Here is a 21,964-nt window from a genome sequence, read left to right as displayed (position 1 = left end):
TGAACTTTCAAGGGTGAGAAAACAATGTCATCGATACTTCCAACCATTCATGTGAGTGTCATCTCCGGCTTTCTCGGCTCCGGAAAAACCACATTGTTGAACCGTATCCTCAATGGCGACCATGGATTGAAGATCGCCGTCATGGTCAATGATTTCGGTGAGATAAACATCGATGCCGGTTTGATCGTCAGTGCCACGCAAAACATCACCAGCCTGGCCAATGGCTGTATTTGCTGCACGGTGGAAAGCGATCTCATCGAGCAACTCGAGAAGTTGTGCAGCATGGTCGAGGGGCGGCCCGAGCATATCCTGATCGAAACCAGTGGCGTCTCCGATCCCGGGCGGGTGGTGCACACCTTGAGGTACCCGCAGTTTCGCCAGCGGCTGGCCCTGGACACCGTGGTGGTACTGCTCGATGCCGAACGCCAGGGCGAACTGCCGCAGGAAGTCAGGCCCCTGGCCCAGGAACAACTGGCTGCCGCCGACATCGTGGTGATCAACAAGGTCGACCTGGTGAGCCCCGAGCGCCTGCAGGCGCTCAAGCACCAGTGGCTGTTTCCCCGGGCCAAGGTCCATGAGGCGGTGTTTGCCGACATCCCCCTGCCGTTCATTTTCGATATCCGTCCCAATCGCCTGGTGCCGCTTGCCCGCCATGACGGCCAGCCGGCCTCCCGTCGGCACGACCAGTTGTTCAGCAGCTTCAGCTGGCAGAGTGCGGCGCCCTTGTCCCTGCAAGAGCTGCGCAAGGTCCTGGGGGAGTTTGCGGAGCATGTCTATCGCGCCAAGGGTTTTGTCCAGCTGGAGGACTATCCCGGGCAGCGCTTCATCCTGCACCTTGTGGGCTCGCGCCTGGATATCCAGCCCGCTGGGGCCTGGCCGGAGCAAGACGCGCCGGGCAGCCATTTGGTGGTGATCGGGTCCAGGCAACTGGATGCCGATGCATTGCGCGCTTGCCTTGAGCGTTGCGTCGGCCGCCGGGCATTGGCGGCCGTCAGCTAGCATGGCGGTCCGGGCGGCTCAGAGCGAGAGCAGCAAGCGCCCGGCGAACAGCAGCAGGACCAGGCCCATGCCGCGTTCGAACCAGTGTCCCAGGCGCATGAACAGCGAGCGCACCCGGGCGCTGGAAAAGAACAGCGCGACGATGACGAACCACACTCCGTTCACCAGGCACATCCAGGCGCCATACAGCGCCTGGATAGCCAAGGGCGTGGTGGCGCTGACCAGGGTGGTGAAGATCGCCAGGAAGAACAGGGTCGCCTTGGGATTGGTGGCGTTGGTCAGGAAACCGGTGACGAAGGCCCGGGCCGCCGTCGGTTGCGGCCCCTGGTCGGGCGAGTCGCCGGGCAGGGCGGACTTGGCCTTGCTGCGTAGCAGGCTGATGCCCAGGTACAGGATGTAGGCGGCGCCCAGCAGCTTGGCGCCGCCCAGCAGCCAGGGCGTGGCGTGCATCAGGGCCCCGACCCCCAGCAAGGTATAGAGCACGTGGACCGAGATGCCGGCGCCGATCCCCAGGGCGGTGCAGGTGCCGACCAGCCGGCTGAAGCGCACGCTCTGGCGGATGGTGACGGCGAAGTCCGGCCCGGGAGCGAGCACGGCGAGAAAGTGAACCAGCGCCAGGGTGGCGAATTCACCCAGATAGGTGGACAACATGGAGACTCCGCAAAGCAGGTGGGCGAGCGAGGGCAGGTTCAGGCCAGGTCGTAGCTGACCGAGAGCACGCCCTTTTTTTCCGTTACCGATTCAATTCGTACCTGGCCCAGTTCTCGCAGCCGAGACACGTGGGTACCACCGCAACCGAAGGTGGGCAGCGGGCCGAAGCCGACCTGGCGCATGCCGTCCTGCAGCTCGATGCGGCGTTGCAAGTCCGCGCTTATCCATTGCTCGATGGCGTTGTGCACCAGGTCGGCATCGATGGCCTGGGCTGCCGGCCCCGGCTTGAACGACACCCGGCCTTCGCCCGGCCAGTGGTGGGCCTTGACCGGTATCCAGCCCTGGCTCTGGCCGAAGTGGCCGATCAGGTGCCCGGCCGAGTGCATGCGGCTGTTGAACAGGCGTTGGTCCGGGTCCACCCGGGCGATGAAAGAGCCGGGCTCCAGGGGCTGGGACAGGTGGTGCAGGATCTGTTCACCCTCCTGCAGCACCCGCAATACCCGGGCCTCGCCAATCCAGCCGGTGTCGCTGGGTTGGCCGCCGCCCTGGGGGTGGAAGGGCGTGGCGTCGAGGGTGGCGATGAACGAGTCGTCCACCCTGGTGCAGTCCAGGACTTGCACCGGGACATTCAGTTCATCGTCTTGGAAATACAGGCGCAGCGTCATGGTCGAGACCTTGCAAGTGAGTGTTTTTTTATTATGTGGCGGTCTCGATTGCGTGATAATCCGTTCGGAACTCAATGGACTATTGCGTCGTGAGCATAAATCTACCCCTGCCTTTGCTGGCCGAAATGGCCATTTTCGTCCGCGTGGTGGAGACCGGCAGCTTCTCCGAGGCCGCGCGCCAGCTGGGTTCTTCGCCTTCGGCGGTGAGTCGCAGCGTTTCGCGCTTGGAGAAGGCCCTGGCCACCCGCTTGCTGCAACGCACCACCCGCAAGCTGCGCTTGAGCGACGGTGGCGAGGAAGTGTTCAAGCGTTGCTGCGAGATGGTCAGCGCGGCGCGTTCGGTGATGGAGATCAGCGGCCAGTTCACCCACGAGGCCCAGGGCGTGGTGCGGGTCAGCGTGCCCAAGGCGGTGGGGCGTTTCGTGGTGCACCCGCACATGCCCGAGTTCCTGCGGCGTTACCCGAAGGTGGATGTGGAGTTGCTGCACGAAGACCGGGACGTCGACCTGATCGACGATCATGTCGACCTGGCGATCCGCATCACCGACCGGCCGCCACCAGGGTTGATCGGCCGCCAGTTGTTGCGCATCGACCATTTGCTGTGTGCCACGCCGCAGTACCTGGCGGAGCACGGTACGCCGGTCCATCCCCAGGACCTGCGCCAGCACAGTTGCATCTACTTGGGCGAGACGCCCAGCGACGCGCGCTGGAAGTTCACCCAGGGCAGCAAGGCGGTCACCGTGGCGGTGCGTGGGCGCTATGCCGCCAACCACACCGGCGTACGCCTGGATGCGGTGCTGCAGCACCTGGGGATCGGCAGCCTGCCGTACTTCACCGCGCGCCATGCCCTGGAGCAGGGCTTGATCGTGCAGGTGCTGCCGGAGTGGACCTTCTTGGCCTCCTACCATGGCGGCGCCTGGCTGCTGCACTCGCCGACCCGCTACCTGCCGCCCAAGTTGCGGGTGTTCATCGATTACCTGGTGGAGTGCCTGGCCAAGGAGCCGACCCTGGGCCGGCCGGGCAGGGCGCCCTAGTCGCCGGCAAACGGCGCCCATGAAAAAGGCCCGCCGGTGCAACCGTGCGGGCCTTGGTGACGCCAGGCGTGTCGATCAGTGCTTGCTGTCCTGGTCGGAGAGCGCCAGCAGCTGTTTTTCCTGGTTCCAGTCGAAGGGCTCGTCGTTCTGCTCGGCCTCGTAGCGCCGTTCCTCGAGGGCCTGGAACAGGTCGATTTCCTCGTCGGGCATGTAGTGCAGGCAGTCGCCGGCGAAGTACCACAGCAGGTCGCGCGGCACCAGGTGGGCGATCTGTGGGTAGCGTTGCATGATCTGGCACAGCAGGTCCTGGCCCAGGTACTGGCTTTCGATCGGATCGATTGGCAGCGAGGCGCGCAGTTCATCGAAGCGCTCCAGGAACAGCGCGTGGCTTTCTTCGGGAACCTGTTCGGCTTCTCCCACGGCCACCAGGATGCTGCGCAGGTGGTCCAGCAGGACGAGATGATCGGCGACGGCGTTGGACATGACAGGGTCCTCAAGAGCAAAACGGGCGCGGGAGTATATAGCCCCCACGCCCGGTTTCATAATCGACCAGCCCAAGGGCGGTCGCTTAGCGGGTCTTGCCTTCGCTCAAGGTCAACTCTTCCTTGGCGAAATCATCCACATCGATGACTTTGCGCCGCGCTGCTTCGGCCGCGTGCAGGCTTTGCGCCTCGGCTGCCTGCAGGACACCGGCCTCCAGCGCGGCGTCGATGATCGACTCGCCGGCAGCAGGCTTGAACTGGCCGCTTTTCAACGCCTCGTGCAGGCGCTTGTATTGTGGATGGGCGGCGCTGAGCAGTTCGCAGGCATGCTGCAGGGCCCCCACCGGATCGTCCGCCGCTTGCGGGCGGTAGCAACCTTCGAGCACGGCTTCCAGGGCCGGGTCGCCCTTGGCCCGGCCGATGATCGCCGCCACTTCGGCGTCCAGTCGATCCGAGGGGCCGGTATGGCGCCGGCCGAAGGGAAACACCAGGACCCGCAGCAGGCAGCCGAAGGTGCGGCTGGGGAAGTTGCGCAGCAGTTCGTCCAGGGCTCGCTCCGAGTGGCCAAGGCTTTCTTCCATGGCCCAGGCCAGCAGCGGTTGCAGGTACTCCGGCGAGTCCAGGTCGTGGTAGCGCTTGAGCGCCGCCGAACCCAGGTACAGGTGGCTCAGCACATCGCCCAGGCGTGCGGACAGGCGCTCGCGGCGCTTGAGTTCGCCACCCAGGAGCATCATCGACAGGTCGGCGAGCAGGGCGAAGGCCGCGGCCTGGCGGTTCAAGGCGCGGAAGTAGCCCTGGCTGAGGCTGTCCCCCGGGGCTTTTTCAAAGCGGCCCAGGCCCAGGTTCAGCACCAGGGTGCTGGCGGCGTTACTCACGGCGAAGCCGATGTGCTTGAGCAGCAGGGCATCGAACTCCTTCAGGGCCTGGTCATGGTCCTCGCGCCCGGCCAGGGCCATTTCCTTGAGCACGAAGGGATGGCAGCGGATCGCTCCCTGGCCGAAGATCATCAGGTTGCGCGACAGGATGTTGGCGCCTTCCACGGTGATGAAGATCGGCGCGCCCTGCCAGTTGCGGCCCAGGTAGTTGTTGGGCCCCATGATGATGCCCTTGCCGCCGTGCACGTCCATGGCGTGGCCGATGCATTCGCGGCCGCGCTCGGTGAGGTGGTACTTGAGGATCGCCGACAGCACCGAGGGTTTTTCCCCCAGGTCCACGGCATTGGCGGTGAGCATGCGCGCGCTGTCCATCAGCCAGGCATTGCCGCCGATGCGCGCCAGGGCTTCCTGGATGCCTTCGAAGGCCGCCAGCGGCACGTTGAACTGCTCACGTACCTGAGCGTACTGGCCGGTGACCAGGCTGGTGAACTTGGCGGCGCCGGTGCCCACTGCCGGTAGCGAGATGGAGCGTCCCACCGACAGGCAGTTCATCAGCATCATCCAGCCCTTGCCGAGCATCTCCTGGCCGCCGATGAGGAAGTCCAGGGGGATGAACACGTCTTTGCCGGAGTTGGGGCCATTCATGAAGGCGGCGCCCAGGGGCAGGTGGCGGCGGCCGATTTCCACCCCGGGGGTGTCGGTGGGGATCAAGGCCAGGCTGATGCCCAGGTCCTCTTCGTCGCCCAGCAGGTGGTCCGGGTCATGGGCCTTGAAGGCCAGGCCCAGCAGGGTGGCGACCGGCCCCAGGGTGATGTAGCGCTTTTCCCAGTTCAGGCGCAGGCCGAGGGTTTCCTGTCCTTGCCACTGGCCCTTGCAGATGATCCCGGTGTCCGGCATGGCGCCGGCGTCGGAGCCGGCCAGGGGGCCGGTCAGGGCGAAGCAGGGAATGTCGTCGCCCCGGGCCAGGCGCGGCAGGTAGTGGTTGCGCTGTTCGTCGGTGCCGTAGTGCAGCAATAGTTCGGCCGGGCCCAGGGAGTTGGGGACCATGACCGTGGAGGCCAGGTCGCCGCTACGGGTCGCCAGCTTCATGGCCACCTGGGAGTGGGCGTAGGCCGAGAAGCCCTTGCCGCCGTACTCCTTGGGAATGATCAGGGCGAAGAAACCATGCTCCTTGATATGTGCCCAGGCCTCGGCAGGCAGGTCCATCTGCTGGCCGATCTGCCAGTCGCTGACCATGGCGCAGAGCTCTTCGGTGGGACCATCGATGAAGGCTTGTTCTTCCTCGGTGAGCTGGACTTTGGGGTAGGCCAGCAGGGTGTTCCAGTCAGGACGCCCGCTGAACAGCTCGCCATCCCACCATACGGTGCCGGCGTCGATGGCGTCGCGCTCGGTTTGCGACATCGGCGGCAGGACTTTCTGGAACCAGTTGAACAGCGGGGCGCTGAAATGCTTGCGCCGCAGGTCGGGTAGCAACAGGGGCGCCGCCACTGCCGCCAAGAGCACCCAGCACACCAGTAGCAACCAGCCGGGAGCGTGGCTGAAGATGCCCATGGCCAGCAGGTAGATGGCGACTGCGCCCAGGGCGGGCAACGGAGCGGTGCGGCGGTGTGCCAGGTAGGCGATGCCTGCCAACAGAACCAGTATCCACAACAACAGCATATTCAATCCTCCATGAGGCCAGGGACCCGAAGCACCTTCAGAGCTTAGCCGGCGTGCGGCCAAGCGGGTGCCCGGGGCGGTGCGGGGCAGGCTGGCCCTGGCCGGTGAACGTCGGCTGCACATTCCGTCCGGCTGGGTGAAGCAGGCCATGATCTTTGGCCGAAACGTCGTTATCTCTGTGCTGGATGCCTCTATAGACTCAGGGTTCACCTGGAGGTAATGCCCATGCACGAGTACCTGCGTCCCAGCCGCTTCATCGATAGTGACCACCCTGCGGTGGTGGAGTTCGCCGAATCTCATCGCGGCATCGATCGTGATCCCCGGCAGCAGGCTATGAGCCTCTACTACGCGGTGCGCGAGGCCGTGCGCTACAACCCCTATACCTTCAGCCTCGATCCCGGAACCCTGCGCGGCAGCCATGCCCTGGCCACGGGGGAAAGCTATTGCGTGCCCAAGGCCACCTTGCTGGCCGGTTGTGCCAGGCACTGCGGGATTGCGGCACGCATCGGCCTGGCCGATGTGCGTAATCACTTGTCGCCCCCGCGCCTGCTGGAGTTGTTGCGCAGCGACGTGTTCGCCATGCACGGCTACACCGAGTTGTACCTGGATGGGCGCTGGGTCAAGGCCACGCCGGCGTTCAACCAGGACCTGTGCGAGCTGTTCGATGTGGCACCGCTGGATTTCGATGGTGTGCAGGACAGCGTGTTCCAGCCCTTCAACCGCCAGGGCGAGCAGGCGATGGAGTACCTGGTGGACCATGGGCAGTTCGCCGATGTCCCGGAGCACTTCTTTTTCGACCACCTGAAAAAATGCTATCCGCATCTGATCGGCCAGCCGCAATTCACGGGACTTGGTGATATGCACAGCGATTTGAGTCGCGACTGATCAGGCGTAGACTGCCCCGGCATTCATTACCGAGGGATGGTCATGCTGAAGATCTGGGGACGCAAGAATTCATCGAATGTCAGGAAGGCGCTGTGGTGCGCCGAAGAGCTAGGGCTGGCCTATGAGTCCCTGGATGCCGGCGGCGCCTTCGGCGTGGTGGACACCCCGGAGTACCGGGCGCTGAACCCCAACGGGCGGATCCCGATGATCGAGGACGAAGGCTTCGTGCTCTGGGAATCCAACACCATCGTGCGCTACCTGCTGGCCCGGCATGCCGCCGGCACGCCCTGGTATCCGACCGACGTGCAGGCCCGGGCCAGCGCCGAGAAGTGGATGGACTGGACCACCTCGACCTTCGCTGATGTATTCCGTCCCCTGTTCTGGGGGGTACTGCGCACCCCTTCGGCCGAGCAGGACTGGGTGCGAATCGACGCCGCCAGGGACACCTGTGCCCAGTTGCTGGAGCGGGTCGACCAGGCCCTGGCGAACCAGCCTTACCTGTCCGGCCAGGAGATCGGCATGGGCGATATTCCCCTGGGCAGCTTCATCTACGCCTGGTTCGAGATGCCCATCGAGCGCCCGGCGCTACCCCACCTGCAGGCCTGGTACCAGCGGCTGGCGGCACGGCCGGCCTACCGTCGAGCGGTGATGACCGCTTTGACTTAATACCCACTATCGATACGCATGACTGTACTTGCAGGGCGCCGGCCCGCAACATGGCGGGCGTCCGGCAATGTTGCAATCGACCCGGCCTGCCCTTACCTATAAAACTTCCCCTTCTTGGTGCATGAATCCGATATGAGTTCCGCTCTGTCCATCCGGCAGCTAACCAAAACCTACGGCAACGGTTTCCAGGCCCTGAGTGGTATCGATCTGGACGTCGCCGAGGGTGATTTCTTTGCCTTGCTCGGTCCCAATGGGGCCGGTAAATCCACCACCATCGGCATCCTCTCGACCCTGGTGAACAAGACCAGCGGCACGGTGAATGTCTTCGGCCATGACCTGGACCGCCAGCCGGCCGCGCTCAAGCGCAGCATTGGCGTGGTGCCCCAGGAGTTCAACTTCAACCAGTTCGAGAAGACCTTCGACATCGTCGTGACCCAGGCCGGCTACTACGGCATCCCGGCGAAGATCGCCAAGGAGCGGGCCGAGCAGTACCTGACCCAGCTCGGCCTGTGGGACAAGCGCGATGTACCTTCGCGCTCGCTGTCCGGCGGCATGAAGCGCCGGTTGATGATCGCCCGGGCCCTGGTCCACGAGCCGCGCCTGCTGATCCTCGACGAGCCGACCGCCGGGGTCGACATCGAGCTGCGCCGTTCGATGTGGAGCTTCCTCACCGAGCTCAACCAGAAGGGCATCACCATCATCCTCACCACCCATTACCTGGAAGAGGCCGAGCAGCTGTGCCGCAACATCGGCATCATCGACCACGGCACCATCGTCGAGAACACCAGCATGCGCCAGCTGCTCAGCCAGCTGCATGTGGAAACCTTCCTGCTCGACCTCAAGCATGACTTGCACGTGGTTCCGCAACTGGCCGGCTATCCGACCCGTCTGGTGGATAGCCATACCCTGGAGGTCCAGGTGGACAAGGCCGTGGGCATCACGGCCCTGTTCAGCCAGCTGGCGCTGCAGAACATCGAGGTGCTGAGCCTGCGTAACAAGACCAACCGACTTGAGGAGCTGTTCGTGTCCCTGGTGGAGAAAAACCTGTCGAAGGTGGCGGTATGAGTTCGGAGTTCAAGCCCAACCTGGTAGCGCTCAACACCATCGTCTACCGCGAGGTCCGGCGCTTCACCCGGATCTGGCCGCAGACCCTGCTGCCGCCGGCCATCACCATGGTCCTGTACTTCGTCATCTTCGGTAACCTGATCGGCCGGCAGATCGGCGACATGGGTGGCTTCACCTACATGGAGTACATCGTGCCGGGGCTGATCATGATGTCGGTGATCACCAACTCCTACGGCAACGTGGTGTCGAGCTTCTTCGGCAGCAAGTTTCAGCGCTCCATCGAGGAATTGATGGTGTCGCCGGTCTCGCCCCACACCATCCTCATCGGCTATACCCTGGGCGGCGTGTTGCGCGGGCTGATGGTGGGGATCATCGTGACCTTGCTGTCGCTATTCTTCACCAAGCTGCAGGTGCACCACCTGGGCGTCACTGTGCTGGTGGTGGTGCTGACGGCCACGATCTTCTCGTTGCTGGGCTTCATCAACGCGGTATTCGCGCGCAACTTCGACGATATCTCGATCATCCCGACCTTCGTGCTGACGCCGCTGACCTACCTGGGCGGGGTGTTCTACTCGATCAACCTGCTGCCGCCGTTCTGGCAGACCGTGTCCCTGGCCAACCCGGTGCTGCACATGGTCAACTCGTTCCGCTACGGCATCCTCGGGGTATCGGATATCAGTATCGGCACGGCGATCACGTTCATGCTGGTGGCCACCGCGGTGCTCTACATAGGCTGTGCCAGGTTGCTGGTCAGCGGGCGCGGCATGCGCCAGTAGGCAACTGCCCCATCAACGACAACGGCCTCCCTCGGGAGGCCGTTGTCGTTTCTAGCGCCGCTGCAGCTTGCGGCGTTGCCATTGGCGGCCGACCCACCAGCGCCAGTAGAGCATGGTCAGGCAATAGGCCAGGGCGCCCAGGGCCAGGCCGGCCACCACCGAACCGAGCAGGAAGGGTTGCCAGAGGGTGGCCAGTTGGCTGCTGATCCACTCCCAGGTGAGGCTGTCGGGCAGGGTGCGCGGCGGCACGTTCATTAGCCAGGCGCCTAGCTGATAGGTGCAGAAGAACACCGGGGGCATGGTGATGGGATTGGTCAGCCATACCAGGCTGACGCTGATGGGCATGTTGCCCCGCAACCAGATGGCCAGCACCGCGGCCAGCAACATCTGCATCGGGATCGGGATGAAGGCGGCGAACAGGCCCACGGCCATGGCGCGGGCCACGGAGTGCCGGTTGAGGTGCCAGAGGTTGGCGTCATGCAGCAAGGTGCCGAGAAAGCGTAAGGACTTGTGTTCCCGGATGCTGGTGGGATCTGGCATGTAACGTTTGAATAAGCGCCGGGGCATAAGGCTTCTCGGTCGGGTCAAGCGGTAATTATGACTGGATTGTAAACAGGGCAAATTCAGACATTGTGACAAATGATAAAGCCGTGTCCGGCCGTCCTCGGCTAAGCCAAGGGTAGGGCTCGTCATGGATGGATTGGCTGATGCGAACAGGGATGCTGGGCTTGGCCGCGGGGCTTCTGGCGCTGGGTTTTCTGCCGGCCTTGCCGCCGCTCTGGTGGTTGTTGCCGGTATTGGTGCTGGCCTTGCTGCTGTTGCCGTTTCGTACACATCCGGTGGCATTTTTCCTATTCGGCTTCAGTTGGGCCTGTGCCTGTGCGCAGTGGGCGCTCGACGATCGGTTGGCGTCGCGCCTGGACGGCCAGACTCGCTGGCTGGAAGGACGGATCAGCGGTTTGCCGGAGGCTGGGGCACAGGTGGTGCGGTTCGAGTTGCAAGATGCCCAGGCCCGACGCGAGCGCCTGCCACGGCGAATTCGCGTGAGCTGGCGTGACGGGCCGCCGGTCAAGAGCGGCGAGCGCTGGCGCCTGGCGGTGACACTGCGCCGCCCCGTGGGGTTGCTCAACCTACAGGGGTTCGACTACGAGGCGTGGCTGCTGGCGCGGCGTATCGGCGCCGTCGGTACGGTCAAGGATGGCCAGTTGCTGGCGCCGGCCCAGGGCGCCTGGCGCGACCGCTTGCGCCAGCGCTTGCTGGCGGTCCAGGCCCATGGCCGGAGCGGAGGGCTGGCCGCATTGGTGATGGGGGATGGTTCCGGGCTGACGCGAGAGGACTGGCAGCTGTTGCAAGACACCGGCACCGTGCACCTGATGGTCATTTCCGGACAGCACATCAGCCTCTTGGCGGGGGTGATCTATCTCGTCGTGGCGGGGCTGGCGCGGCTCGGCGCCTGGCCCGCGCGCTGGCCATGGCTGCCGTGGGCCTGTGTCCTGGGCTTTCTCGGGGCGTTGGGCTACGGGTTGCTCGCGGGGTTCGACGTGCCGGTGCAGCGCGCCTGCGTGATGGTGGCCCTGGTCCTGCTCTGGCGCTTGCGCTTTCGTCACCTGGGCACTTGGTGGCCGCTGCTGCTGGCGCTGGATGCGGTGCTGTTGCTCGAACCCCTGGCCAGCCTGCAACCGGGCTTCTGGCTGTCGTTCGCGGCGGTGGCGATCCTGATCTTCACCTTCGCCGGGCGGCTGGGGGCCTGGCGCTGGTGGCAGAGCTGGACCCGCGCCCAATGGCTGATAGCGATCGGCCTGCTGCCGCCGATGCTGGCCCTGGGCCTGCCCATCAGTCTCAGCGGTCCGCTGGCCAACCTGCTGGCGGTGCCTTGGGTCAGCCTGCTGGTGCTGCCGCCGGCTTTGCTGGGAAGCCTGTTGTTACCCTTGCCAGTGGTGGGCGAAGGCTTGTTGTGGCTGGCCGGTGGGCTGCTGGAGGGACTGTTCCGTGTGTTGGGGCTGATCGCCGGATGGCGGCCGGCCTGGGTCGCGCCGCTGTTGCCCGCCTGGATCTGGAGCCTCGCCAGCCTGGGGGCGTTGTTGCTGTTGCTGCCGCCCGGCGTGCCGCTGCGGATTCTCGGCTGGCCGCTGTTGCTGCTGGTGGCCTGGCCGCCGCAGCCGCGAGTGCCCTTCGGCGAGGCCGAGGTCTGGCAGCTGGATGTGGGCCAGGGGCTGTCGTTCGTCCTGCGTACCCGTAACCACGCGATGCTGTACGACGCGGGCGCCCGTAGCGGCGATTTCGACCTCGGCGAGCGGGTAGTGGTGCCGACCCTGCAGCGCTTGGGCATCCACCAGCTGGACCTGATGTTGCTCAGCCATGCCGATAACGATCATGCCGGTGGCGCCCTGGCGGTGCAGCGGGCGTTGCCGGTTCGCCTGGTGCGTAGTGGCGAGCCCGAGGCATTGCCGGCCATCTTGCAGGCCATGCCGTGCGAGTCCGGGGCGAGCTGGCAATGGGATGGCGTGCGTTTCCGCCAGTGGCAATGGGCCGGCGCGCGCGATGGCAACCAGGCTTCCTGTGTGTTGCAGGTCGAGGCCCGGGGTGAGCGCCTGCTGCTCACTGGCGACATCGATATCCATGCGGAACGGGCTTTGCTCCAGGGCCCGCTGGCGCAGCGGACCCATTGGTTGCAGGCGCCGCACCATGGCAGCCGGACCTCTTCGTCCATGGCCCTGCTACAACGGTTGGCGCCCGACGCGGTACTGGTTTCCCGGGGCCGGGGCAATGCCTTCGGTCACCCGCACCCGCAGGTGGTGGCGCGTTATCGGAGCCTGGGCGTGGCGCTTTATGACAGTGCCGAGCAGGGCGCGTTGAGGTTGCGCCTGGGGGCTTTTGCGCCGCCCTACAGCGTGCGCGAGCAACGGCGGTTCTGGCGTGAGCCGGTCACAATGCCTTAAATAACCGTGGGTTATTAAAGCCTGGAAACATGCGACATCACGGTCTTCGGTGCGTCCGGCCCCTATGTTAGAGTGGCGCACTTTTTCGAGGGGGCTGTCACTGTGTGGGAATTGGTCAAATCCGGCGGTTGGATGATGCTGCCGATCATCCTGAGTTCCATCGCTGCCGTGGGCATCATCGCCGAGCGCTTGTGGACCCTGCGGGCCAGCCGTGTAACCCCGCCCCACCTCCTGGGCCAGGTCTGGCGCTGGATCAAGGACAAGCAGCTGAACAAGGACAAGCTCAAGGAACTGCGTGCCGATTCGCCCCTGGGCGAGATCCTGGCCGCGGGCCTGGCCAACTCCAAGCATGGCCGCGAGATCATGAAGGAATGCATCGAGGAAGCGGCGGCCCGGGTCATCCATGAGCTGGAGCGCTACCTCAACGCCCTGGGCACCATCGCCGCCATGGCGCCGCTGCTGGGCCTGCTGGGCACCGTGCTGGGCATGATCGATATCTTCAGCTCGTTCATGGGCTCGGGCATGACCACCAACGCCCATGTGCTGGCCGGAGGTATCTCCAAGGCCCTGATCACCACCGCTGCGGGCCTGATGGTGGGGATCCCCTCAGTGTTCTTCCACCGTTTCCTGCAACGCCGGGTCGATGAGCTGGTGGTGGGCATGGAGCAGGAGGCGATCAAGCTGGTGGAAGTGATCCAGGGCGACCGCGATGTCGACCTGGCCGAGGGCGCAGCGTGAAATTCCGTCGCAAACCCCGGGAAACAGTGGACATCAACCTCGCGTCGTTGATCGATGTGGTGTTCATCCTGCTGTTGTTCTTCGTGGTCACCACCACCTTCACCCGGGAAACCGAATTGCGTGTCGACCTGCCCGAAGCCGTCAGCGGCTCGCCGGCCGAGGACCAGCAGGTCAAGCAGCTGGATATCGCCATCAGCGCCGACGGGGCTTTCTCGGTGAACAACCAGGTATTGCCCAAGAACGACCTGGCGACCCTGATCGAGGCCTTGCAGAAGGAATCCGCTGGCGATACCAACCTGCCGCTGTCCATCAGCGCCGACGGCAAGACCCAGCATCAAGCGGTGATCACTGCCATGGACGCGGCCGGCAAGCTCGGTTTCAGCCACCTGCGCATGACCACCGTCGAGGCGGCGCCGGCTCCCTGATGGCACTTTCCGATCGTTTGCTCGCCGCCTGGTACCAGGGCCATCGCGCACTGAAACTGCTGCAGCCACTGGAATGGCTGTACCGCCGTGTCGTGGTGGGCAAGCGCCAGCGCTTCCTGGCCGGCGAGGGCGAGATCTACCAGCCGCCCGTGCCCCTGGTGGTGGTGGGCAACATCACGGTCGGTGGCACCGGCAAGACTCCGTTGATCCTGTGGTTGGTGGAGCATTGCCAGCGCCTCGGCCTGCGCGTCGGCGTGGTCAGCCGTGGTTATGGCGCCAAGCCAGCCCAGTTGCCCTGGCGGGTCACGGCCACGGACAGCGCCGAGGTGGCGGGCGACGAACCGCTGCTGATCGTCCAGCGCTGCGGCGTGCCATTGATGATCGATCCCGATCGTAGCCGCGCGGTGCAAGCCCTGCTCGCCGCCGAGCCGCTGGACCTGATCCTCTCCGACGATGGCCTGCAGCATTACCGCCTGGCTCGCGACCTGGAGCTGGTGCTGATCGACGCGGCACGCGGCCTGGGCAATCGCCGTTGCCTGCCGGCCGGCCCGCTGCGCGAGCCGGTGGAGCGCCTGCACAGTGTGGATGCCGTGCTGTACAACGGTGCCGCCGCCGATCGCGACGATGGTTTCGCCTTTGAGCTCCAGCCTTCGGCGCTGATCAACCTGCAAAGCGGCGAGCGTCGTCCGCTGGCGCATTTCACCCCGGGGCAAGCGGTGCACGCGGTGGCCGGCATCGGCAACCCCCAGCGTTTCTTCAATACCCTTGAAACGCTACACTTGCGACCTGTCCCCCATGCATTTGCCGACCATGCCCAATACAGTGCGCAGGCCTTGGCCTTCACCCCGTCGTTGCCGCTGGTCATGACCGAGAAAGATGCGGTCAAGTGCCGCGAGTTCGCGGCGGCCCACTGGTGGTACCTGGCGGTCGACGCGGTGCCGTCGCCAGCCTTCGTCGCCTGGTTCGACACCCAGTTGATGCGCCTGCTGCCTGACCGTCTATTGCCTTAAACCGCTTCTATCCAGGGAAACCCTCATGGACACCAAACTGCTCGACATCCTGGCCTGCCCGATCTGCAAGGGCCCTCTCAAACTCAGCGCCGACAAGACCGAGCTGATCAGCAAGGGCGCCGGCCTGGCCTATCCGATCCGCGACGGCATCCCGGTGATGCTGGAAAGCGAGGCTCGCACCCTGACCACCGAGGAGCGCCTGGACAAATGACCAGCGCCTTCACCGTTGTCATCCCGGCGCGTTTCGCCTCCACCCGCTTGCCGGGCAAGCCGCTGCAGATGATCGCCGGCAAGCCGATGGTCCAGTGGGTCTGGGAGCAGGCCCGCAAGAGCCGCGCCGAGCGCGTGGTGGTGGCTACCGACGACCAGCGTATCGTCGATGCGTGCCAGGGCTTTGGCGCCGAAGCGCTGCTGACCCGTGAAGACCACAACTCCGGCACCGACCGCCTGGCCGAGGTCGCCACCCAGCTGGGGCTGGCGGCGGACGCTATCGTGGTCAACGTCCAGGGTGACGAGCCGCTGATCCCGCCGGCGGTGATCGACCAGGTGGCGGCCAACCTGGCGGCCCATCCCGAAGCGCGCATGGCCACCCTGGCCGAGCCGATCGAAGATGCACAGACCCTGTTCAACCCCAACGTGGTCAAGGTGGTCAGCGACCTCAATGGCCTGGCGCTGACCTTCAGCCGCTCGACCCTGCCTTGGGCCCGTGACGCCTTTGCCCGCAATCGTGACGAACTGCCCGCCGGCGTGCCTTACCGCCGCCATATCGGCATCTACGCCTACCGTGCCGGTTTCCTCCATGACTTCGTCAACTGGGGGCCTTGCTGGCTGGAGAACACCGAGTCCCTGGAGCAGCTGCGGGCCTTGTGGCACGGCGTGCGCATCCATGTGGCCGATGCCCTCGAAGCCCCGCCCACCGGCGTGGATACCGCCGAAGACCTCGAGCGCGTCCGGCGCCTGCTGGAGGCCTGATGCAGGTCCTGTTCGTCTGCCTGGGCAACATCTGTCGTTCACCCACCGCCGAAGGCGTGTTGCGCCACAAACTGCGTGCAGCCGGTCTTGCCGAGCAGGTACAAGTGGCTTCCGCCGGCACCAGCGACTGGCACGTCGGCAAGGCGCCGGACTCCCGCAGCCAGCGGGCGGCGTTGCAGCGCGGCTACGACCTGTCGGCGCAACGGGCGCAGCAGGTCAGCAGCGCCGACTTCTCGCGCTATGACCTGATCTTCGCCATGGACCAGAGCAACCTGCGCAACCTCAAGGCCCTGCAACCGGCCAATGGCAAGGCCGAGCTGGACCTGTTCCTGCGCCGCTACGAGGCGGTGCGCGACGAGGTGCCGGACCCGTACTACGACGGTGAAAAGGGTTTCGAGCAAGTTCTGGACCTGATCGAAGCGGCCTGTGATCGCCTGGTGATCGAATTGAAGGGGCGCCTATGAGCCTGGTCATCCAACCCGATGTGTCGCTCAAGCCGTTCAATAGCTTCGGGGTCGAGGTCAAGGCCCGGCTGTTCGCCCAGGCCCATGATGACGCCGAAGTCCGTGAGGCCCTGGACTACAGTCGCGAGCACCAGTTGCCATTGCTGGTGATCGGTGGCGGCAGCAACCTGCTGCTGGCCGGGGATATCCAGGCCCTGGTGCTGCGCATGGCCAGCCGCGGTACCCGCCTGCTCGAGGACGATGGGCAGCGGGTGGTGGTGGAAGCCGAAGCCGGGGAGCCCTGGCACCCCTTCGTCCAGTGGACCCTGGGGCAGGGCTTGTCCGGGTTGGAGAACCTCAGCCTGATTCCCGGCACCGTCGGTGCCGCGCCGATGCAGAACATCGGTGCCTATGGTGTCGAGATCAAGGACGTGTTCGCCGGTCTCACCGCCCTCGATCGGCAGACCGGCGAGTTGCGCGAGTTCGACCTGGAGCAGTGCCGGTTCGCCTACCGCGACAGCCTGTTCAAGCAGGAGGTTGGTCGTTGGCTGATCCTGCGGGTGCGTTTTGCCCTGAGCCGGGCCGAGCATCTGCACCTTGAGTACGGCCCGGTACGCCAGCGCCTGGCGGAGCAGGGCATCGAGCGGCCCACTGCCGGCGATGTCAGCCAGGCGATTTGCAGCATTCGCAGCGAAAAACTCCCCGACCCGGCGGTGCTGGGCAACGCCGGCAGCTTCTTCAAGAACCCGGTGGTGCCGGCGGCGCTGGCGGAGCGCATTCGCCAGGCGCACCCAGGCCTGGTGGCCTACCCCCAGGCGGATGGGCAGGTGAAGCTGGCGGCCGGCTGGCTGATCGAGCAGGCAGGCTGGAAGGGCTTTCGCGAGGCCGATGCCGGGGTCCATCGCTTGCAGTCGCTGGTGCTGGTCAACTACGGCAACGCCAGCGGACGGCAGTTGTTGGCGTTGGCCCAGAGGATCCAGCGCGACATCGCCGAGCGTTTCGGCGTCGAGCTGGAGATGGAGCCCAACCTCTACGGGGCATGACCGTTCGCCGCCCCCTGGCCCGAAAAAAGCCTTGCCCGAATGACGTTCGGACAAGGCTTTTTGCTTAATTAGGGCTTAACTTAGCAGGCTAAGAATGTGCTTCTTGCTGTTCCCAAGGGCCCGGTGAAGCTCGAACTTCACAAGAGAGCCCGATTAGCCTGAACCGATCTGCGTGCCCTGCGGTCGCGGTGCCGCGCGACAGATGGTTCGACCCCATCCCTCCATAGAATGCGGGCGTGCCCATGATTACCCTGAAACTCAACGGACAAGACCATCCACTGGACGTCAGCGAGGATATGCCCCTGTTGTGGGCGATCCGCGACGTGATCGGCTACAACGGCACCAAGTTCGGCTGCGGCATGGGCTTGTGTGGTGCCTGCACCATCCATATCGACGGCGATCCTGCCCGCAGTTGCATCACCCCGGTTGGCTCGGTGCTGGGCAAGAACGTCAGCACCATCGACAACCTGCACAACGATCCGGTGGGCCAACTGGTGCAGCAGGCCTGGCTGGACACCGCGGTAGCCCAGTGCGGCTATTGCCAGGGCGGGCAGATCATGTCCGCCACGGCGCTGCTCAAGATCCACCCCAACCCCAGTGACGAACAGATCGAGGAGGCGATGCTCGGCAATATCTGCCGCTGCGGCACCTACAACCGGATCAAGACCGCGATCCGTCGCGCTTCCGGCCAATTGCAGGAGGCCAAGGCATGAGTCCTCTACCCACTGATTTCACCCTGGCCAACCTGAGTCGCCGGGGCTTTCTCAAGGGCGTGGGCGCCACCGGTGCCCTGGTGCTGGCCGCCAGCTGGGGTTGGCAGGATGCCTTTGCCGAGGACAAGAAGTTCGGCGCCGACGGCATGCCCCACGGCTGGGTCGACGATCCCAAGGTCTATGTCAGCATCGATGCCGACGGCAGCGTAACGGTCACCTGCAACCGCTCGGAAATGGGCCAGGGCGTGCGTACCAGCCTGTGCATGGTGGTGGCCGACGAGCTGGAAGCCGACTGGGCCCTGGTCAAGGTCAGGCAGGCGCCGGGTGACGAGGCGCGTTATGGCAACCAGGACACCGATGGCTCGCGCAGCATGCGCCATTGGTACGAGCCCATGCGCCGTTGCGGCGCGGCAGCGCGGACCATGCTCGAGCAAGCGGCCGCCGCCCAGTGGCAGGTGCCACTGGCGGAATGCCGGGCGCAGTTGCACAAGGTGGTCCACCAGCCCAGCGGGCGTGAACTGGGCTACGGCGCCCTGGCCGTCGCCGCCGGGGCCCTGGCGGTGCCGCCGCGGGACAGCCTGCGCCTGAAGCCAGCTTCGCAGTTCCGCTACATCGGCAAGGAAGCGACCCGGGCGATCGACGGCCAGGACATCGTCAATGGTCGTGCGGTGTACGGCGCCGACGTGCATTTCGAAGGCATGCTGTTCGCCGTGGTGGCCCGGCCCCGGGTCTATGGCGGCAAGCTCAAGTCCGTCGATGACAGCGCGGCGCTGAAGGTGCCCGGGGTGATCAAGGTGATCCCGATCGAAAGCCGTCCCTTGCCCTCGGAGTTCCAGCCCCTGGGCGGTGTCGCGGTGGTGGCGAGCGATACCTGGGCGGCGATCAAGGGCCGCGAGGCGTTGAAGCTCGAGTGGGAGGATGGGGTCAACGCCGGTTACAACTCCATCGACTACCGCAAGGAGCTGGAGGCGGCCGCGCACCAGCCAGGCAAGGTGGTGCGCAGCACCGGCAACCTCGAGCAGGCCCTGGAGAGCGCCGACGGCAGCCTGGAGGCCACCTACTACTTGCCGCACCTGGCCCAGGCGCCGATGGAGCCGATGGTGGCCGTGGCCCGCTTCCAGGACGGTCGCTGCGAAGCCTGGGCGCCGAGCCAGGCGCCCCAGGTGACGCGCGAGCGCATCGCCGAGCGGCTGGGGATCGGTTTCGACCAGGTCACGGTGAACGTCACCCTGCTGGGCGGCGGCTTCGGTCGCAAGTCCAAGCCCGATTTCATCATCGAGGCGGCGATCCTGGCCAAGGCCTTTCCCGGCAAGGCGGTGCGGGTGCAGTGGACCCGCGAGGACGATATCCACAACTCGTATTTCCACACCGTGTCGGCCGAATACCTCAAGGCCGGGTTGAACAAGGACGGCATGCCTGCGGCGTGGCTGCACCGCACCGTGGCGCCGAGTATCACGGCCTTGTTCGCCCCGGGCATGAACCATGAGGCGGCTTTCGAGCTGGGCATGGGTTTTACCAACATGGCCTATGCCATTCCCAACGTGCGCCTGGAGAACCCCGAGGCGGCTGCTCACACCCGGGTCGGCTGGTATCGCTCGGTGTCCAACATTCCCCATGGCTTCGCGATCCAGAGCTTCGTCGACGAGCTGGCTCACAAGGCCGGTGAAGATCCGTTGCGCTACCAGTTGCGCCTGCTGGGGCCTGATCGGCAGATCGATCCGCGGACCTTGAGCGAGGAGTGGAACTATGGCGAATCCCCCGAGCGCTATCCCATCGACACCGGTCGCCTGCGCACGGTGCTGGAAACCGCCGCCAAGGCCGCCGGTTGGGGGCGGGAGCTGCCCAAGGGTCGCGGCCTGGGACTGGCGGTGCACTACAGCTTCGTGACCTACGTCGCAGCGGTGATCGAAGTGGAGGTCAAGGGCGATGGCACCCTGATTGTGCACAAGGCCGATATCGCCGTGGATTGTGGTCCGCAGATCAACCCCGAGCGTATCCGTTCGCAGTTCGAGGGGGCTTGTGTCATGGGCCTGGGCAACGCGGTGCTGGGGGAAATCAGCTTCAAGGACGGCAAGGTCCAGCAGGACAACTTCCACATGTACGAGGTGGCGCGCATGTCCCTGGCGCCCAAGGAGGTGCAGGTGCACCTGGTGACGCCGCCCGGGGAGGTGCCACTGGGTGGCGTCGGCGAGCCCGGAGTGCCGCCGATTGCGCCGGCGTTGTGCAATGCGATCTTCGCCGCTACCGGCAAGCGCATCCGCAACTTGCCGGTACGCTACCAGCTGCAGGGCTGGCAGCAGGCGAGCGCCTGATGGACAGCGTCGACCTGAATGTCCTGCGCAGTGTCCTGGAGTGGCGGCGCGCCGGTCGGGCGGTGGTGCTGTACAGCGTGGTCCAGACCTGGGGCAGTGCACCGCGACCGCCAGGCGCCATGCTGGCGCTGCGCGATGACGGGGTGGTGATCGGCTCGGTGTCCGGTGGCTGCATCGAGGATGACCTGATCGCGCGCCTGGCAGATGGGCGCCTGGCGATGCAGGGGCCGCCGGTCCAGTTGGTGACCTATGGCGTGACCCTGGAGGAGGCGGCGCGTTTCGGCTTGCCGTGTGGCGGCACCCTGCGCCTGGCCGAGGAGCGGGTCGGTGATCCGGCCTGGGTCGCCGAACTGCTCGAGCGGTGCCAGGCGCACCAGATCGTGGCCCGGGAACTGAACCTGGCCACCGGCGCGGTGCGACTCGAGCCGGCACGCAAGAGCGATGAGCTGGCGTTCGACGGAGCCATCTTGCGGGCGATCTACGGGCCGCGCTGGCGCTTGCTGTTGATCGGCGCCGGGCAGCTGTCCCGATACGTGGCGCAAATGGCCCGCCTGCTGGACTTCGAGGTGCTGGTCTGCGATCCACGGCGGGAGTTCGTGCATGGCTGGGACGCGGAGGACGGACGGTTTGTCACCGGCATGCCCGACGATGCGGTTTCGAGTATCGAGCCCGATGAGCGTACTGCCGTGGTGGCCCTGACCCATGATCCGCGCCTGGACGACATGGCCTTGCTCACGGCGCTCGACTCCCGGGCCTTCTACGTCGGTGCGTTGGGCTCCCGGGTCAACAGTCGCAAGCGCCGGGACAACCTGGCGCTGCTGGGGTTGTCGGCCCAGGCTATCGGGCGTCTGCACGGGCCGGTGGGCCTGCATATCGGCAGCCATACCCCGGCGGAGATCGCCTTGTCGCTGATGGCCGAGATCGTGGCACTGAAGAACGGCGTCGAAACCGTGCAGAAAAAGCCCGCGTCCCACGCCAGCCAGGTGGCCGTATGAGCCTGCTGCCCTGTGCGCTGATCCTGGCGGCGGGGCAGGGCAGGCGTTATCAGGATGTGGCGGGGCATGGCCAGGACAAGCTGCTGGCGCCCTGCCTGGGGCGTGACGGGGTGTTGCGGCCGGTCCTGGAGCAGGCGTTGGTGAATCTGCCGGGGGAGATTGTGCATCGAGTCCTGGTGACCACTGCACACCGGCCGCAGGTCCTGGCATTGGGTCGGGCCCATCGCTGTGAAGTGCTGCAGTTGGAGTCCGCCGGCATGGGCCATAGTCTGGCAGCAGCGGTGAGCGCCGCGGCAGAGGCCAAGGGTTGGCTGGTGGTGCTGGGGGATATGCCCTTCATCCAGGCCGACACTATCCGGCAAGTGGTCGAGGCCATGGAGCCAGGGTGGATTTGCGTGCCAAGGCAGGGTGACGAGCTGGGACATCCGGTGGGTTTTGGCCGGGCTTATGGCCAAGCGTTGCTCGGGTTGGCCGGTGATCGCGGGGGCAGGTCGCTGTTTGCTTCCGGGGCGGTGGTCGAGGTACCGGTGAGTGATCCGGGTGTCCTGTGGGATGTGGATGTGCCGCAGGCGCTGGACTATCGGCAGGGCTGAAGCACGGGTATGAAAAAGCCCCGC

At 65.4% G+C, this 21,964-nt stretch carries 23 protein-coding genes; 18 read left to right on the top strand and 5 right to left on the bottom strand.

The window, feature by feature from the left end:
* Positions 1-24 precede the first annotated feature (24 nt).
* Positions 25-999, top strand: a complete 975-nt coding sequence (locus CAG11_RS17455) for a GTP-binding protein (RefSeq protein ID WP_085597211.1) — start codon at positions 25-27, stop codon at positions 997-999.
* A gap of 18 nt (positions 1,000-1,017) precedes the next feature.
* Here CAG11_RS17455 and CAG11_RS17450 read toward each other — a convergent pair whose 3' ends face one another.
* Together CAG11_RS17450 and CAG11_RS17445 are read right to left on the bottom strand one after the other, a co-directional pair.
* Positions 1,018-1,650, bottom strand: coding sequence for a LysE family translocator (locus tag CAG11_RS17450; protein ID WP_085597210.1), 633 nt, complete (start codon positions 1,648-1,650; stop codon positions 1,018-1,020).
* A gap of 38 nt (positions 1,651-1,688) precedes the next feature.
* A complete protein-coding gene (locus CAG11_RS17445) occupies positions 1,689-2,315 on the bottom strand; it encodes a hypothetical protein (protein WP_085597209.1) in 627 nt (208 codons plus the stop codon).
* 89 nt (positions 2,316-2,404) lie between these two features.
* On the opposite strand from CAG11_RS17445, the gene CAG11_RS17440 reads away from it, so the two are divergent.
* Positions 2,405-3,349, top strand: coding sequence for a LysR family transcriptional regulator (locus CAG11_RS17440; protein WP_031321230.1), 945 nt, complete (start codon positions 2,405-2,407; stop codon positions 3,347-3,349).
* A 75-nt stretch (positions 3,350-3,424) separates the two neighbouring features.
* Here the strand turns inward: CAG11_RS17440 and CAG11_RS17435 are convergent, their stop codons facing one another.
* Both CAG11_RS17435 and CAG11_RS17430 read right to left on the bottom strand, forming a co-directional pair.
* Complete coding sequence (locus CAG11_RS17435; RefSeq protein WP_053135767.1) at positions 3,425-3,832, bottom strand: PA2817 family protein; 408 nt, start codon at positions 3,830-3,832, stop codon at positions 3,425-3,427.
* A gap of 85 nt (positions 3,833-3,917) precedes the next feature.
* Complete coding sequence (locus CAG11_RS17430; protein ID WP_085597208.1) at positions 3,918-6,365, bottom strand: acyl-CoA dehydrogenase; 2,448 nt, start codon at positions 6,363-6,365, stop codon at positions 3,918-3,920.
* Between the two features lie 225 nt (positions 6,366-6,590).
* Between CAG11_RS17430 and CAG11_RS17425 the strand changes: the two genes are divergently transcribed.
* The 4 genes from CAG11_RS17425 (at position 6,591) to CAG11_RS17410 (ending at position 9,757) form a co-directional block, all read left to right on the top strand.
* On the top strand, positions 6,591-7,250 hold the full coding sequence (locus CAG11_RS17425) for a transglutaminase family protein (RefSeq protein ID WP_085597207.1): 660 nt from the start codon (positions 6,591-6,593) through the stop codon (positions 7,248-7,250).
* 42 nt (positions 7,251-7,292) lie between these two features.
* Positions 7,293-7,916, top strand: a complete 624-nt coding sequence (locus CAG11_RS17420) for a glutathione S-transferase family protein (protein ID WP_031321232.1) — start codon at positions 7,293-7,295, stop codon at positions 7,914-7,916.
* A 132-nt stretch (positions 7,917-8,048) separates the two neighbouring features.
* Positions 8,049-8,981, top strand: a complete 933-nt coding sequence (locus tag CAG11_RS17415) for an ABC transporter ATP-binding protein (RefSeq protein ID WP_022643151.1) — start codon at positions 8,049-8,051, stop codon at positions 8,979-8,981.
* A complete protein-coding gene (locus CAG11_RS17410) occupies positions 8,978-9,757 on the top strand; it encodes an ABC transporter permease (RefSeq protein ID WP_022643152.1) in 780 nt (259 codons plus the stop codon). Before CAG11_RS17415 ends, CAG11_RS17410 begins: the two co-directional genes overlap by 4 nt.
* Positions 9,758-9,808: 51 nt before the next feature.
* Here the strand turns inward: CAG11_RS17410 and CAG11_RS17405 are convergent, their stop codons facing one another.
* The gene (locus CAG11_RS17405; RefSeq protein WP_031321234.1) at positions 9,809-10,324 is read right to left on the bottom strand and encodes a DUF2062 domain-containing protein; all 516 of its coding nucleotides are present in this window, start codon (positions 10,322-10,324) and stop codon (positions 9,809-9,811) included.
* A gap of 140 nt (positions 10,325-10,464) precedes the next feature.
* On the opposite strand from CAG11_RS17405, the gene CAG11_RS17400 reads away from it, so the two are divergent.
* The 12 genes from CAG11_RS17400 to CAG11_RS17345 all read left to right on the top strand — a co-directional run bounded on the left by CAG11_RS17400 (position 10,465) and on the right by CAG11_RS17345 (position 21,940).
* Complete coding sequence (locus tag CAG11_RS17400; RefSeq protein ID WP_085597206.1) at positions 10,465-12,696, top strand: DNA internalization-related competence protein ComEC/Rec2; 2,232 nt, start codon at positions 10,465-10,467, stop codon at positions 12,694-12,696.
* Positions 12,697-12,798: 102 nt separating this feature from the next.
* Positions 12,799-13,434 (top strand): MotA/TolQ/ExbB proton channel family protein, encoded by a 636-nt coding sequence (locus CAG11_RS17395; protein WP_022643155.1) that lies wholly within the window; start codon positions 12,799-12,801, stop codon positions 13,432-13,434.
* Entirely contained in the window at positions 13,431-13,859 is a 429-nt protein-coding gene (locus CAG11_RS17390; protein WP_085597205.1) for a biopolymer transporter ExbD, read from the top strand. Before CAG11_RS17395 ends, CAG11_RS17390 begins: the two co-directional genes overlap by 4 nt.
* The gene (gene lpxK, locus CAG11_RS17385) at positions 13,859-14,869 is read left to right on the top strand and encodes a tetraacyldisaccharide 4'-kinase (protein WP_085597204.1); all 1,011 of its coding nucleotides are present in this window, start codon (positions 13,859-13,861) and stop codon (positions 14,867-14,869) included. The genes CAG11_RS17390 and lpxK overlap by 1 nt, the downstream gene beginning before the upstream one ends.
* Before the next feature lie 25 nt (positions 14,870-14,894).
* Positions 14,895-15,080, top strand: a complete 186-nt coding sequence (locus CAG11_RS17380) for a Trm112 family protein (RefSeq protein WP_011060103.1) — start codon at positions 14,895-14,897, stop codon at positions 15,078-15,080.
* Entirely contained in the window at positions 15,077-15,841 is a 765-nt protein-coding gene (gene kdsB / locus CAG11_RS17375) for a 3-deoxy-manno-octulosonate cytidylyltransferase (protein WP_053135780.1), read from the top strand. The genes CAG11_RS17380 and kdsB overlap by 4 nt, the downstream gene beginning before the upstream one ends.
* Positions 15,841-16,305, top strand: a complete 465-nt coding sequence (locus tag CAG11_RS17370; RefSeq protein WP_022643158.1) for a low molecular weight protein-tyrosine-phosphatase — start codon at positions 15,841-15,843, stop codon at positions 16,303-16,305. Before kdsB ends, CAG11_RS17370 begins: the two co-directional genes overlap by 1 nt.
* Positions 16,302-17,327: a UDP-N-acetylmuramate dehydrogenase gene (gene murB, locus CAG11_RS17365; protein ID WP_085597203.1), complete on the top strand. Its 1,026-nt coding sequence runs from the start codon at positions 16,302-16,304 to the stop codon at positions 17,325-17,327. Before CAG11_RS17370 ends, murB begins: the two co-directional genes overlap by 4 nt.
* A gap of 242 nt (positions 17,328-17,569) precedes the next feature.
* Positions 17,570-18,040, top strand: coding sequence for a (2Fe-2S)-binding protein (locus tag CAG11_RS17360; RefSeq protein ID WP_022643160.1), 471 nt, complete (start codon positions 17,570-17,572; stop codon positions 18,038-18,040).
* Positions 18,037-20,352 carry a xanthine dehydrogenase family protein molybdopterin-binding subunit gene (locus CAG11_RS17355; protein WP_085597202.1) on the top strand — a complete coding sequence of 772 codons (2,316 nt, stop codon included), beginning with the start codon at positions 18,037-18,039 and terminating at the stop codon, positions 20,350-20,352. Before CAG11_RS17360 ends, CAG11_RS17355 begins: the two co-directional genes overlap by 4 nt.
* Entirely contained in the window at positions 20,352-21,347 is a 996-nt protein-coding gene (locus CAG11_RS17350; protein WP_085597201.1) for an XdhC family protein, read from the top strand. Before CAG11_RS17355 ends, CAG11_RS17350 begins: the two co-directional genes overlap by 1 nt.
* Complete coding sequence (locus CAG11_RS17345) at positions 21,344-21,940, top strand: nucleotidyltransferase family protein (protein ID WP_085597200.1); 597 nt, start codon at positions 21,344-21,346, stop codon at positions 21,938-21,940. The genes CAG11_RS17350 and CAG11_RS17345 overlap by 4 nt, the downstream gene beginning before the upstream one ends.
* Positions 21,941-21,964 lie beyond the last annotated feature (24 nt).

Origin of the sequence: Pseudomonas sp. B6(2017), from assembly GCF_002112765.1 — a bacterium.
In the GTDB taxonomy this organism is placed as follows: domain Bacteria; phylum Pseudomonadota; class Gammaproteobacteria; order Pseudomonadales; family Pseudomonadaceae; genus Aquipseudomonas; species Aquipseudomonas piscis.
Note: the sequence above shows the minus strand (reverse complement) of the source record. Positions and strands in the feature narration are given on the sequence as shown.